This window comes from Geodermatophilus poikilotrophus (assembly GCF_900111455.1).
Taxonomy (GTDB): domain Bacteria; phylum Actinomycetota; class Actinomycetes; order Mycobacteriales; family Geodermatophilaceae; genus Geodermatophilus; species Geodermatophilus poikilotrophus.
Genome location: NZ_FOIE01000004.1, coordinates 263,892 through 277,233, shown reverse-complemented (window position 1 = coordinate 277,233; position 13,342 = coordinate 263,892). Strand labels below are relative to the sequence as shown.

The window sequence follows — 13,342 nt, the reverse complement described above, 5'->3', positions numbered from 1 at the left end:
TCCGGTCCGGGCCGTCGGCGTGTCGGGGTGCCGTGGGAAGCTCCCCTGCGTGGCCGTACCCAACCTGACCCGCGATGACGCCGCCGCCCGCGCCCGACTGCTCGCGGTGGACAGCTACGACGTCTCCTTCGACCTCACCGACGGCGCCGGGCACGCCGGCGAGCACACCTTCGGGTCGACGACCACGGTGCGGTTCACCTGCCGTGAGCCCGGCGCGGACACCTTCATCGACCTGGTCGCCGAGACCGTCCGCTCGGCCACGCTCAACGGCAAGCCGCTCGACGTCGCGGCCTACACCGAGGAGGGCGGCCTGCCGCTGCCCGACCTGGCCGCCGACAACACCCTGGTCGTCGAGGCCGACTGCCGGTACTCCAACTCCGGCGAGGGGCTGCACCGCTTCGTCGACCCCGAGGACGGGCAGGTCTACCTCTACACGCACTTCGAGCCGGCCGAGGCCAAGCGGGTGTTCGCCTGCTTCGACCAGCCCGACCTCAAGGCCACCTACACGGTGCACGTCACCGCGCCGTTCGACTGGCAGGTCGTCTCCAACACCGGCGAGCGCACCATCGACGCCGGCCCGGGGGGCTCGCAGCTGGTGCACTTCGCGCCGACGAAGCGGCTGTCGACCTACCTGCTCGCCCTGGTCGCCGGCCCCTACGCCCGGGTGACCGACTCCCACGAGGGCATCCCGCTGGGGCTGTACTGCCGCGCCTCGCTGGCCCAGCACCTCGACCCCGAGGAGCTGTTCCGGGTCACCAAGCAGGGCTTCGACTTCTACCACCGGGTCTTCGACTACCCCTACCCGTTCGACAAGTACGACCAGCTCTTCGTGCCGGAGTTCAACGCCGGGGCGATGGAGAACGCCGGCGCGGTGACCTTCCTGGAGGACTACGTCTTCCGCTCCAAGGCCACCCGGGCCCGCTACGAGCGGCGCGCCGAGACGATCCTGCACGAGCTGGCGCACATGTGGTTCGGCGACCTGGTGACCATGCGCTGGTGGGACGACCTGTGGCTCAACGAGTCCTTCGCCACCTACATCTCCACGCTGTGCCAGGCCAAGGCCACCGAGTACACGACCGCCTGGACGACGTTCGCCAACACCGAGAAGGCCTGGGCCTACGCGCAGGACCAGCTGCCCTCGACCCACCCGATCGCCGCCGACATGGTCGACGTCGCCGCGGTCGAGGTGAACTTCGACGGCATCACCTACGCCAAGGGCGCCTCGGTGCTCAAGCAGCTGGTGGCCTACGTCGGCCGCGACGAGTTCCTGGCCGGCATCCGCCAGTACTTCCGCACGCACGCCTACGGCAACACCACGCTGGCCGACCTGCTCGACCCGCTGTCGGAGGCCACCGGCCGCGACCTGTCGGAGTGGTCGCGCCAGTGGCTGCAGACCAGCCAGGTCAACACACTGCGGCCGGTCCTCGAGGTCTCCGACGACGGCCGCTACCGCAGCCTCGCCATCGCGCAGAGCGCCGTCCCCGAGCACCCGGTGCTGCGCCGGCACCGGCTGGCGGTCGGGCTCTACGACAAGGGCCCCGACGGGCTGACCCGGCGCACCCGGGTCGAGCTGGACGTCGAGGGCGAGCTGACCGAGGTCGCCGAGCTGGCCGGGCACCCCGCGGCCGACCTGGTGCTGGTCAACGACGACGACCTGACCTACGCCAAGCTGCGCCTGGACGAGCGGTCGCTGGCCACGCTGCAGGAGGCCATCGGCACCATCCCCGACCCGCTGCCGCGCGCGCTGTGCTGGTCGGCGGCGTGGGACATGACCCGGGACGCCGAGCTGCCGGCCCGCGACTGGGTGGCGCTGGTGCTGGCCGGGGTGGACGCCGAGACCGAGATCAGCGTCGTCCAGTCGCTGCTGGCCCGGGTGCAGTCGGCGCTGGCCAACTACGCCGACCCGCGCTGGGCCGACACCGGCTGGCGGGCGCTGGCCGACAAGGCGCTGGCGGCGCTGGAGTCCGCCGAGCCGGGTAGCGACACCCAGCTGCAGTGGTCGCGGACCTTCGCCGGCGCTGCCCGCACCCAGGAGCACGCCGCCGTGCTGCGCGGCCTGCTCGACGGCTCGCGCGTGGTCGAGGGGCTGCCGGTCGACGCCGACGCCCGCTGGGCCTTCCTGCACGGGCTGGTCGCCATCGGCGCGGCCGGGGACGAGGAGATCGCCGCCGAGGAGGCGCGCGACGCCACCGCCACCGGCGTCCGGCGGGCCGCGACCGCGCGGGCCCTGCGGCCCACGGTGGAGGCGAAGGAGGAGACCTGGACCCGGGCCTTCACCGACGACACCATCCCCAACGCGGTGCACGAGGCGATGCTGCAGGGCTTCTGGCACCCCGCCCAGCGGGCGCTCACGGCCGGCTACGTCGAGCGGTACTTCGCCGACATCCGCCCGCTGTGGGACCGCCGTCCCGGTGAGATCGCGAAGAACGCGGTGCAGTACCTGTTCCCGCCGGTGGTCGAGCTGCGCACGGTCCAGGCCGCCGACGCCTGGCTGACCGGGGACGACCACCCCGCGCCGCTGCGCCGCCTGATCGCCGAGGGCCGGGACGGGATCGCGCGGTCGCTGCGGGCCCGGGAGCGCGACGCCGCCGAGAGCGACGGCTGAGGGCAGCCCCGGCGGTGGCCCGCCGCTGAACGGGAGAGGCCCAGGACCCGGTGGGTCCTGGGCCTCTCCCCGCCGGCCGCTCAGCGGCGCCCTGCAGGGTCCCGCCGCGAGCTCGCGAGTGGCGGGGGCAGGGGGTCTAGTGGGTGCGCAGCCCCCGCGGGTGACCCGCCTGGTCCGACAGCTGGCGCAGGCCGTTGACGATGCCGCCCACCAGGTCGCCGGATGCGAAGGCGTTGGTCATCGACAGCACGGCCAGCGCGCAGGCGCGGTCGGGCAGCCGGCGCGCCGCCGCGGCGCCGGTGACGACCTCGACGACGCGCTGCCCGGGCGAGACGGCGAGCAGCACCGACTCGGGCAGGTCGCGCCCGGAGCGCTCGAAGAGCTCCTCGGCCCGGGCGCGGGTCTGGGAGCCGAGGTCACCGATGTACAGCGTGAAGCGCAGCCCGGTCTCCCGGGAGGACATGGTCAGCGCCTCGTCGAGGCGGAGCAGCTCCTGGTAGCTGAAGATCGTGTCGGGGGCCTCGGCCTCGTCGGCGCGCGTCGGCATGGTGCCAGCGGACGTCGCCGTGTCGTGCGACGTGGTCTGCAGGACGCGGGTCACTTCCGGCCTCCGTGGGGGTTCTCGGGGGTGCTGGGGTGGACGGTCACGGCGTCACCAGGTGCCGCGGGCGCCGCCGAAGGGGCGGGCGGCCGCCGCGGCCGACGGCCCGGCCGCGAGGGCGCGCGCGCTGGTGGCGCCGTGCGAGTCGCCCCCGCCGTGCGCGCCGGACTGACCGGGAGCACCCGGGCCGTGCTGCTCCGGGTACATGGACGAGCCCAACGCGGTGGTCCCGTCGCCGGGGACGCCGGCGGGGCCGTGCGCCTCGGTGGGGCCGTGGCCGCCACCACCGACCGGGTGCGGCTCGTACCAGACCGGCTCGTGCTCCCAGGGCTGCCCGGGCTTGTAGCGCATCTTCTTCGGCCGCCCGGGCACGAGGGTGAGCAGGGCCAGGACGGCCACCAGGGCCAGCGGGGCCACCGCGTAGACGAGGATGGTCTCGACGACGGTCACGCCCTCCAACCTACCGGCAGGACCCGCCGCTCTCCTGGTCAGTCCCAGGCCGGCGGGTGCCGGTGTCGCCAGGGGCGGGCGGTCTCCAGCTGGGCGGCCAGCGCGACCAGCGTGACCTCGTCGGCCGGGCGCCCGACGAGCATCGTCCCGACCGGCAGCCCGCCGGGCGTCCAGTACAGCGGCACGCTCACCGCCGGGTGGCCCGTCACGTTGAAGACCGCGGTGAAGGCGGCGTACCGCTCCTGCCGCTCGAAGTCCGCCGCGCCGTCCCCGTCGGCGTCGAACCAGCCCAGCGGCCGCGGCGTCATCGTGGTGACCGGCGCGAGCAGCACGTCGTAGCCGGCGGTGGCGGTGGTGAAGCGGCGGGCGAACAGCCGCAGCGCGGTGAGCGCCTCCATCGCCTCCCGTGCCGACAGCGCCAGGCCGCGCGCCCGCAGCTCCCGGGTGAGCGGCCGCAGCTCGCCCTCGCGCTCCGGCGGCACCGGCAGCAGCGTCCCCGACAGGCTCCACACCTGCTCGAAGGCGGCCAAGACGTCGGCGCCGAGCAGCCCGGGCGGCACGTCCTCGACCTCGTGACCGAGCTCCTCGAGCAGCCGGGCGGCGTCGTCGAACGCCGTCTGCACCTCCGGCTCCAGGCCGGCGTCGGCCATGGGCGACTCCAGGTACCGGCCGATCCGCAGCCGGCCCGGCGGGCGGTCGGCCGCGCCGAGGAAGGTCTCCCCCGGCGGCAGCGGCGGCGCCCAGGCCGGGTCGCCGATCACCGGCCCCGCCATCGCGTCGAGCAGTGCCGCCGCGTCGCGGACGGTGCGCGCGAGCGGACCGTTGGTGCCCAGCCCCGTGACGTCGCTGCCGAAGGGCGCGTTGCTCACCCGGCCGCGGGTGGGCTTGAGGCCCACCAGCCCGTTGACGCTGGCCGGGATGCGGATCGACCCGCCGCCGTCGCTGCCCTGGGCGATCGGCAGCATCCCGGCGGCGACCGCGACCGCTGCTCCCCCGCTGGAGCCGCCGGCCAGCCGGGTCGGGTCCCACGGGCAGCGGGCCGGGCCGACCAGCTCGTTGTCGGTGTAGCAGGGGAAGCCGAACTCAGGTGTGTTCGTCTTCCCGACGCTGATCGTCCCCGCGTCGGCCAGCCGGGTGACCACCGCGTCGTCGACGGTCGGCACGTTGTCGGCGAGGACGGTGCTGCCGAACGTCGTCCGGACGCCGGCGGTGTTGTTGAGGTCCTTGATCGCCGTCGGCACGCCGTGCAGCGGGGGCAGCTCACCGCCCGAGCGGACCCGGCGCTCGGCGCGGCGGGCCGCGGCCAGGGCCCGCTCGGGGGTCACGGTGAGGAAGGCGCCGAGCCCCGGGTCGAGGCTCTCGACCCGGCGCAGCGCGTGCTCGACCAGCTCGACCGGGCTGACCTCCCCCGCCCGGACGGCGGCGGCCTGCTCCAGCGCGGTCAGGTCGTGCAGCTGCGTCCCCGGGGTCACGGCTGGCGACCGTAACCGGGTAGACAGCTCGGTGTGGACCTGACCCGGGCCGCCGCCGAGGCCCTCGACGCCGCCGACCCGCTGGCCGCCTTCCGCGCGCGGTTCGCCGGCGCGGGGGACGACGGGCTGCTCTACCTGGACGGCAACTCGTTGGGCCGGATGCCGGTGGAGACGCCGGCCGCGCTCGCGCGGGTGGTCGAGGAGGAGTGGGCGCGGGGCCTGGTGCGCTCCTGGTCGTCGTGGATCGGCGCGGCCACCCGGGTCGGCGACCTGCTCGCCGAGGGCGTGCTCGGCGCCCGGCCCGGCGAGGTCCTGGTGGCCGACTCGACGACGGTCGACCTCTACAAGCTGCTGGTGGCCGCCGCCGACGCCCGTCCCGGCCGCGACGTGCTGGTCTGCTCCGCCGATGACTTCCCCACCGACCGCTACGTCGTCGCCGGGGTCGCGCAGGCCCGCGGGATGACGGTGCGCGAGGTGCCGGCCGACGTCGACGAGGGGCTGGACCCGGCGGTGCTGGCCACGGCGCTGGACGAGCGGGTCGCCGTCGTCGTCCTGTCGGCGGTCGCCTACCGGTCCGGCGCGCTCGCCGACGTCGCCGCCGTCACGGCGACGGCGCGGGAGGCCGGGGCGCTGGTGCTGTGGGACCTCTCGCACGCCGCCGGCGCGGTGCCGGTCGACCTCGCGGCGAACGGCGCGGACCTCGCCGTCGGGTGCACCTACAAGTACCTGAACGGCGGGCCGGGAGCGCCGGCCTTCCTCTACGTGCGCCGCGAGCTGCAGGCGCAGCTGCGGCAGCCGATCTGGGGCTGGTTCGGCCAGCGCGACCAGTTCGCCATGGGCCCGGCCTACGACCCGGCGCCGGGGATCGAGCGCTTCGCCGTCGGGACGCCGCCGGTGCTCGCCACGGTGGCGGTGGAGGTCGGCGCCCGGCTGGTGGCCGAGGCCGGGGTGGACCGGCTGGCGGTCAAGGGCCGGGCACTCGGCGAGCTCGTCGTCGCCCTCGCCGATGCGTGGCTGGCACCGCACGGCGTGGTGGTGGCCTCGCCCCGCGACCCGGCGCGCCGCGGCGCGCACGTGACCCTCGCCCACCCCGACGCCTGGCGGCTCACCCAGGCGCTGGTCGACCGCGGCGTGGTCCCCGACTTCCGGACCCCCGACCGGGTGCGCCTCGGCCCCGCGCCGCTCTACACCCGCTTCGTCGACGTCTGGGACGCGATGGACTGCTTCCGCGAGGTGCTGGCGAGCGGGGCGCACGAGGGGTACCCGACCGAGCGAGCCCGCGTCACCTGACGAACGGCCCTCGTGCAGGGACCCCCGTGGCCCCGTCCAGAGGCTGGCTGCAGGCCCCGTCCAGGGGCTCGTCCCGAGCCTGCGAGGGATGACGAGGACGGGGTCCTTCCACGGCGAGGAGGACGGGGTCCTCCTTCAGCCCGGGTCGGGGACGCCGATCGGGTTGTGGTCCGGCCAGGTCCCCGCGGCGACGACGGCCCGGCGGACCGGCGCCAGGAGGTCGGCCAGCCGGTCGCAGCGCACGTCGCCGAGCGCCCGCCACGGGCCCAGCGCCAGCCGGTCGGTGTCGGCCTCGACCGCGGCGACGATCGCGGCGCCCTCCGCGGTGAGCTCCTCGCCGGCCAGCCAGCCGCGGGCGGCCAGCTCGTCGGCTGCGGCGTCCCACGCGACGTCGTCCCACCCGCGGGCGCGCACCAGCCACTCCCGGGCCGTCCGGCCGGCCGCGGCGGCCAGCAGGTGCGCGCCGACCCCGGAGATGCCCCGCTGGAGCAGGGCGGCGTTGTGCCCGTCGCCGCGGTGCTCGCGCAGCGTGGTGAGCGACTGCCAGGCCGCCAGGTGCGGCTCCGGGGGCACCGGCAGCCCGGCGTTGGCCGCGGCCAGCGGGCGACCGGGGGCGTCCACGGCCGCGGCGGCGACCGCGAGGAGCGCGGCGGTCTCCGCCGCGGCGGCCGAGCCGGGCCACTCCTCCCCCAGCACGCGGCGCACGGCGGCATCCACCCCGGCCAGCCGCGCGTCGAGCGCCGCGGCCGGGGTGGCCAGGTCCCACACCGCGGGCACGCGGCGGGCCACGAACGCCGGCGCGAAGTTGTAGAAGGTCGCCGTCACGACCTCGGCCCCGACCGGGCCCAGCGGCGCGGCGCGCAGCGCGAAGTAGGTGCTCCAGAACCCGCGCAGCCCGGTCGCCTCGGCCGCCGACCGGCACTCCTCGGCGAAGTAGGTCAGCGCGTGGTACGGCTCCCCCAGCGCCCACAGCCGCCGGGCCGTCGCGGGGGAGGTCATGGGCCGACCCGCACTCCTGCGCCGTCACTCCCGCTCGTGCGCTGGTGCACGACCGCAGGAGCGGGCGAATCCGCGCAGGAGTGGGCCGGGGGCCGTCGCGCCGTCGCGGGGGAGGTCACGCCGACACGCTCTCCGGCATGCCCAGCCACTCGCGCCAGCGCGGGTCGACGGTGCGCGCGCCGAGCAGCCGCCAGGCCGCGCCGCTGGGGGTCCGCGGCGGGTGCGGCAGCTTCCAGCCGAGCTCGGCCAGCGACCGGTCGGCCTTGGTGTGGTTGCACCGCCGGCAGGCCGCGACGACGTTGTCCCAGGTGTGCGTGCCCCCGCGGCTGCGCGGGACGACGTGGTCGATGCTCGTGGCCGAGCTCCCGCAGTAGACGCAGGTCGAGGCGTCGCGGTGGAACACCGCCCGCCGGGAGAGCGGCACCTGCGCCGGGTAGGGCACGCGGACGTAGCGGGTCAGGCGCACCACCACCGGAACGGGCAGGACCACCGTCTCGGCGTGCACCTCCTCCGGCGCGCTGTGCACCGAGACCGCCTTGTCGGCGAGCACGAGCACGATGGCGCGGCGGCTGGAGACGACGCACAGCGGCTCGTAGGTGGCGTTGAGCAGCAGCGTCGCGGCGGCGGTGGACCGCGCCGGGACGGGTGTCATCGGAAGGGAGTGGTGGTCGCGCCGCGGACCTGGATGGCCTGCGGACGACCCGGACGCGGTACGCGGCACGGGGCACCTCCGGCGCCCGGGGCCGCGCGCCGGGTGCAGTGCGACCCGTGGGCGCCCCCATTCTGACCTGCGAACCCGCTCCTTCGCTCCCGGGATGCCTCCGGCGGGCTCCGGGAGCCCCTCCGGCCGTCACTACCGTGGGCCGGGTGCGCTACCCCGAGGCCCCCCGGCTCGACCTGGTCGAGCACCTGCACGGACACGCCGTCGCCGACCCCTACCGCTGGCTGGAGGACCCCGCCGACCCGCGGACGGCGTCCTGGACCACGGCTCAGGACGAGCTGACCGCGGAGGCGGTGGCCGCCCTGCCGCTGCGCGACCGCTTCGCCGCGCGGCTGGCCGAGCTGGTCCACGCCGGCGCCGTCGGCGTCCCGGTGTGGCGCGCCGGCCGGGCCTTCTCCACCCGGCGCGACCCCGGCCAGGAGCACGCCGTGCTGCGGGTGCGCGAGGCCGACGGCACCGAGCGGGTGCTCGTCGACCCGATGGCGGTCGACCCCGCGGGCACCACCACGCTGGACGCCTGGTCGCCGTCCTGGGAGGGCGACCGGCTGGCCTACCAGCTCTCCACCGGCGGGGACGAGGAGTCGCGGCTGTACGTGCTCGACGTGGCCACCGGCGAGCAGCTGGACGGGCCGATCGACCGCTGCCGCTACTCCCCCGTGGCCTGGCTGCCCGGCGGCGAGGAGCTCTTCTACGTCCGCCGCCTGGCGCCGGAGCTGGTGCCGGACGGCGAGGAGCAGTTCCACCGGCGGGTCTGGCGCCACCGGGTGGGGGCCGACCCCGACGGCGACGTGCTCGTGCACGGCGAGGGCAGCGACCCGGCGACCTACTTCGGGGCCCGCACCAGCCGCGACGGCCGCTGGCTCGTCGTCTCCGCCTCGGTGGGCACCGCGCCGCGCGACGACGTCTGGCTGGCCGACCTCGCCGTGGCACCTGGAGGCGGGCCGGCGCCCCTGCGGGAGCTGCAGGTCGGCGTCGACGCGCAGACCGCGGCGTGGGTCGCCCGCGACGGCCGGCTGTGGCTGATGAGCGACCGCGGCACCCCGCGCTGGCGGCTCGCCGTCGCCGACCCGGCCGACCCGGCCACCTGGGCGCCGGAGGCCTGGCGCGACGTCGTCCCGCAGTCCGACGACGGCGTGCTCACCGACGTGGCCCTCGTCGACGGCCCGGACGGCGGCCTGCAGGTGCTCGCCGTCCACTCGGTGGACGCCACCGACCGCCTGTCGGTCTGGGCCGCCGACGGTTCCGGCCGGCAGGCCGAGGTGACCGCCCTGCGCGCCGGCAGCGTGTCCGGGGTCAGCGCGCCACCGGAGGGCGGGAGCACCGCGTGGGTCGGCTTCACCGACCACTCGACCCCGCCGTCGGTGCTGCGCTGGGACGCCGCCGAGCCCGCGCGGCTGGAGACCTGGGAGCAGGCGCCGGTCGCCGGGGACGTGCCGGCGGTCCGGGTCGTCGAGACGCACGCCACCTCCGCCGACGGGACGCCGGTGCACCTCTTCGTGGTCTCGCAGGCGGGGGCACCGGACCGGCCGCGCCCGACCGTGCTGTACGGGTACGGCGGCTTCAACGTCGCCCTGACCCCGGGGTACTCGGCGCAGGCGCTGGCCTGGGTCGAGGCCGGCGGCGTGTGGGCGGTGGCCAACCTGCGCGGCGGTTCGGAGCACGGCGAGGAGTGGCACCGCGCCGGCATGCGGGAGCACAAGCGGAACGTCTTCGACGACTTCGCCGCCGCCGGGGAGCACCTGGTCGCCGAGGGGTGGACGACGCACCCGCAGCTGGCGGTGATGGGCGGCTCCAACGGCGGCCTGCTGGTCGGCGCGACGCTCACCCAGCGCCCCGGCCTCGCCGCCGCCGTCGTCTGCAGCGCGCCGCTGCTGGACATGGTCCGCTACGAGCGCTTCGGCCTGGGCCGCACCTGGAACGACGAGTACGGCACCGCAGAGGACCCCACCGAGCTGGGCTGGCTGCTGGGCTACTCGCCGTACCACCGGGTGGTGGAGGGCACGGCCTACCCGGCGGTGCTGTTCACCACCTTCGAGTCCGACACCCGGGTCGACCCGCTGCACGCGCGCAAGCTGGCCGCGGCGCTGCAGCACGCCACCTCGTCCGACGCCCCGGTGCTGCTGCGGCGGGAGACCTCGGTGGGCCACGGCGCCCGGGCGGTCAGCCGGACCGTCGGCCTGGCCGCCGACCAGCTGGCCTTCCTCGCCGCGCACACCGGCCTGAGCGGCTGACCCCGGGTCCGTGTGCCGCGCCACGCGGCATGCACCTGGGGTTGCCTTCCCGCACCTGAGAGTATCGGCGTGATGACTGCTTCACCGTCCGTGATCGCCGCCGCAGACGGCGGCACCGGCTCCATGCCCGACTGCGCCGACTACTGGCTCTGCCAGCAGGTCTACGACTGGTCGGGGACCGACTGGCTGGCGGAGAACGCCGAGACGCTGATCGCCACGCCGGCGCGGATCCTGCTGATCGTCGTCGTCGCCGTCCTGGTGCGGTACCTGGCGCACCGGGCGATCCGCCGGCTGACCGACCACACCACCGGCAGCCCGGTGCCCTCGATCCTGCGGGCCCGCCGGCTGCGCGCCGCCGCCGTGGGGGACGGCGCGGAGCAGGTCGCCGCCCGGCGCACCCAGCGGGCCGAGGCCATCGGGTCGGTGCTGCGCAGCTGCGCCTCGATCGTGGTGCTGGGCATCGCGGTGGTGCTGGTGCTCGGCGAGCTCGGCATCAACCTGGCGCCGATCCTGGCCAGCGCCGGGGTGGTCGGCGTCGCCCTGGGCTTCGGCGCGCAGAACCTGGTCAAGGACTTCATCGCCGGGATCGGGATCATCCTCGAGGACCAGTACGGCGTCGGTGACGTCGTCGACCTCGGCGAGGCCAGCGGCACGGTGGAGGCGGTCGGCCTGCGGATCACCCGGGTGCGCGACGTCAACGGCGTGGTCTGGTACGCCCGCAACGGCGAGATCCTGCGGGTCGGCAACAAGAGCCAGGGCTACGCCCAGGTGGTCATCGACATGCCGGTCGCCCACGACACCGACCTCGAGCGCTGCCGGGCAGTGATGCAGGAGGTGGCCGACGCGCTGTACGCCGAGGACGAGTGGGTCGGGGTGCTGCTGTCCGAGCCGGAGTCCCTCGGCGTCGAGCAGATCACCTCCGAGGGCGTGTTCATGCGCCTGCAGGTCCGCACCACCAACGCCGACCAGTGGCGGGTCGGCCGCGAGCTGCGCATGCGGCTCAAGGAGCGGTTCGTCGCCGAGGGCATCCGCACGCCGCTGCCGCTGCTGTCCGCGGCCGGCGCTCCTGCGGGGGCCCGCTGAGCGGCAGCGCGCCGGCCGGCGGGGACCCGGCCGGCGCAGCCCCGCGCCCGGCGACCTTCCGCGGGCTGTTCGCCGTGCGCGAGTTCCAGCCGCTCCTCGGCACCTACCTGCTGTCGACGATCGGTGACGAGCTGGCCCGCGTCGCGCTGACCGTGCTGGTCTACCAGCGCACCGACTCGCCGCTGCTGTCGGCGGTGACCTTCGCGATCAGCTACCTGCCGTGGCTGCTGGGCGGGCCGCTGCTGTCCACCCTCGCCGACCGGTTCCCGCGGCACCGGGTGCTCATCGCCAGCGACACCGCTCGCGCCCTGCTGGTGGCCCTCATGGCGGTCCCCGGGACGCCGCTGCCGGTGCTGCTGGGCCTGCTGTTCGTCGTAGCAGTGTGTGGGCCGCCGTTCGAGTCCGCCCGGTCGGCGCTCATGGCCGACGTCCTCGACGGCGACCGGTACGCACTGGCGACGTCCCTGACCAACGTCGGCTCCCAGGTGGCCCAGGTCCTCGGGTTCGTGCTGGGCGGCACGCTGGTCGCCGTGCTCGACCCGTCGGCGGCGCTGCTGCTCGACGCGGCCACCTTCGCCGTCTCCGCCGTCTGGCTGTGGGCCCGGCTGCAGCGCCGCCCGGCCCCGGACGACGGCGGCGAGGCCGAGGGCCCCCGCTCGATGTGGCGGGACGCCGCCGAGGGGCTGCGGCTGATCGGCCGGACGCCCAGGCTGCGCGCGATCATCGCCGTCACCTGGGTGGGCACCCTCTTCGCCAACGCCCCGGAGGGCATCGCCGCACCGCTGGTCGAGCAGCTCGGCCAGGGCGCGACGCAGATCGGCGTCCTGCTCGCGGCCAACCCCGCCGGGGTCACCGTGGGCGGGCTGCTCGTCGCCCGCGCGCTCACCCAGCAGCGCCGTGAGCAGCTGGTGCCGCACCTCGTCGTCCTGTCGCTGGTCCCGATCCTGCTGGCCGGGCTGGTCACCGCGTGGGGGGCTCCGGGCCAGGGCGCCTACGCGGCCGTCGTCGCGTTGATGTTCGTCGCCGGGCTGGGAGCGGCCTGGACGATCCCGCTCAACGTCGCCTTCGTGCAGGCCGTGCCGCCGGCCTACCGGGGCCGCGCCTTCGGGGTCGCGGTCAGCGGGCTGTACGGCGTGCAGGGCATCGGCGTGCTCGCCGCCGGCGCCGCGGCCGAGGGGGTCGCGCCCGGCGGCGTGGTGGCCCTGGCCGGTGGGGTGGGGCTGCTGGCCGTCCTCCCGCCGCTCGTGGGCTACGTGCGTACCCAGGGTCACGTGGCAGCCGCCCCGCACGCTGCGGGACCATCGAGGACATGAGCCGATCCCTGCCGTCGGCACGGACCTTCTACGAGGAGGTCGGCGGCGCGCCCACCTTCTCCCGGCTCGTGGCCCGCTTCTACGCCGGAGTACGCGCCGACCCGGTGCTCGCCCCGCTGTACCCGCAGGACGACTGGGAGGGCGCCGAGACCAGGCTGCGCACCTTCTTGGAGCAGTACTGGGGCGGCCCGACCACCTACTCCGACGCGCGCGGTCACCCCCGGCTGCGCATGCGCCACGCGCCCTTCGCCATCGGCCCCGCCGAGCGCGACGCGTGGTTGCGCCACATGCGCGACGCCGTCGACTCCCTGGAGCTGACCCCCGAGCAGGACGCGACCCTGTGGGGGTACATGGAGATGGCCGCGTACAGCATGCAGAACCGCTGACGGACCCCGTCCTCCCTCCTCGTCGCGGGCTCGGGACGTCGGGTCCCTGCGGGGCTCCCACACCCTGCGGGGTGCGGCCCCGACAGGCGCCGTCCCCCGCGGTGGGTAGCATCCAGGTGGTGACACAGCGTCGCGGGGGACGCTGACGGCTCGGTCCCCGACCCCGGGGTCGAGATCCTGCTCGGGGGAGG

11 protein-coding genes are annotated in these 13,342 nt (G+C 75.9%); 6 read left to right on the top strand and 5 right to left on the bottom strand.

Annotated features, from left to right (window positions below):
- Positions 1-49: 49 nt before the first annotated feature.
- Complete coding sequence (gene pepN, locus BMW27_RS11260) at positions 50-2,605, top strand: aminopeptidase N (RefSeq protein WP_091443846.1); 2,556 nt, start codon at positions 50-52, stop codon at positions 2,603-2,605.
- A 136-nt stretch (positions 2,606-2,741) separates the two neighbouring features.
- Here the strand turns inward: pepN and BMW27_RS11255 are convergent, their stop codons facing one another.
- The 3 genes from BMW27_RS11255 to BMW27_RS11245 form a co-directional block, all read right to left on the bottom strand.
- Positions 2,742-3,152, bottom strand: coding sequence for a DUF5130 family protein (locus BMW27_RS11255; protein ID WP_245743487.1), 411 nt, complete (start codon positions 3,150-3,152; stop codon positions 2,742-2,744).
- A 105-nt stretch (positions 3,153-3,257) separates the two neighbouring features.
- Positions 3,258-3,656 carry an aa3-type cytochrome oxidase subunit CtaJ gene (ctaJ, locus tag BMW27_RS11250; RefSeq protein WP_091443839.1) on the bottom strand — a complete coding sequence of 133 codons (399 nt, stop codon included), beginning with the start codon at positions 3,654-3,656 and terminating at the stop codon, positions 3,258-3,260.
- A 38-nt stretch (positions 3,657-3,694) separates the two neighbouring features.
- Complete coding sequence (locus BMW27_RS11245; RefSeq protein ID WP_091443836.1) at positions 3,695-5,128, bottom strand: amidase; 1,434 nt, start codon at positions 5,126-5,128, stop codon at positions 3,695-3,697.
- 33 nt (positions 5,129-5,161) lie between these two features.
- Between BMW27_RS11245 and kynU the strand changes: the two genes are divergently transcribed.
- On the top strand, positions 5,162-6,418 hold the full coding sequence (gene kynU / locus BMW27_RS11240; RefSeq protein ID WP_091443832.1) for a kynureninase: 1,257 nt from the start codon (positions 5,162-5,164) through the stop codon (positions 6,416-6,418).
- 135 nt (positions 6,419-6,553) lie between these two features.
- Here kynU and BMW27_RS11235 read toward each other — a convergent pair whose 3' ends face one another.
- Both BMW27_RS11235 and BMW27_RS11230 read right to left on the bottom strand, forming a co-directional pair.
- A complete protein-coding gene (locus BMW27_RS11235) occupies positions 6,554-7,417 on the bottom strand; it encodes an SCO6745 family protein (RefSeq protein ID WP_091443828.1) in 864 nt (287 codons plus the stop codon).
- Between the two features lie 115 nt (positions 7,418-7,532).
- The gene (locus BMW27_RS11230; RefSeq protein ID WP_072911779.1) at positions 7,533-8,069 is read right to left on the bottom strand and encodes an HNH endonuclease; all 537 of its coding nucleotides are present in this window, start codon (positions 8,067-8,069) and stop codon (positions 7,533-7,535) included.
- Between the two features lie 215 nt (positions 8,070-8,284).
- On the opposite strand from BMW27_RS11230, the gene BMW27_RS11225 reads away from it, so the two are divergent.
- The 4 genes from BMW27_RS11225 to BMW27_RS11210 all read left to right on the top strand — a co-directional run bounded on the left by BMW27_RS11225 (position 8,285) and on the right by BMW27_RS11210 (position 13,151).
- Positions 8,285-10,369, top strand: a complete 2,085-nt coding sequence (locus BMW27_RS11225; protein ID WP_091444287.1) for a prolyl oligopeptidase family serine peptidase — start codon at positions 8,285-8,287, stop codon at positions 10,367-10,369.
- Between the two features lie 72 nt (positions 10,370-10,441).
- A complete protein-coding gene (locus tag BMW27_RS11220; protein ID WP_091444285.1) occupies positions 10,442-11,452 on the top strand; it encodes a mechanosensitive ion channel family protein in 1,011 nt (336 codons plus the stop codon).
- 74 nt (positions 11,453-11,526) lie between these two features.
- A complete protein-coding gene (locus BMW27_RS11215; protein WP_245743485.1) occupies positions 11,527-12,765 on the top strand; it encodes an MFS transporter in 1,239 nt (412 codons plus the stop codon).
- Positions 12,762-13,151: a globin gene (locus BMW27_RS11210; protein ID WP_091443826.1), complete on the top strand. Its 390-nt coding sequence runs from the start codon at positions 12,762-12,764 to the stop codon at positions 13,149-13,151. The genes BMW27_RS11215 and BMW27_RS11210 overlap by 4 nt, the downstream gene beginning before the upstream one ends.
- Positions 13,152-13,342 lie beyond the last annotated feature (191 nt).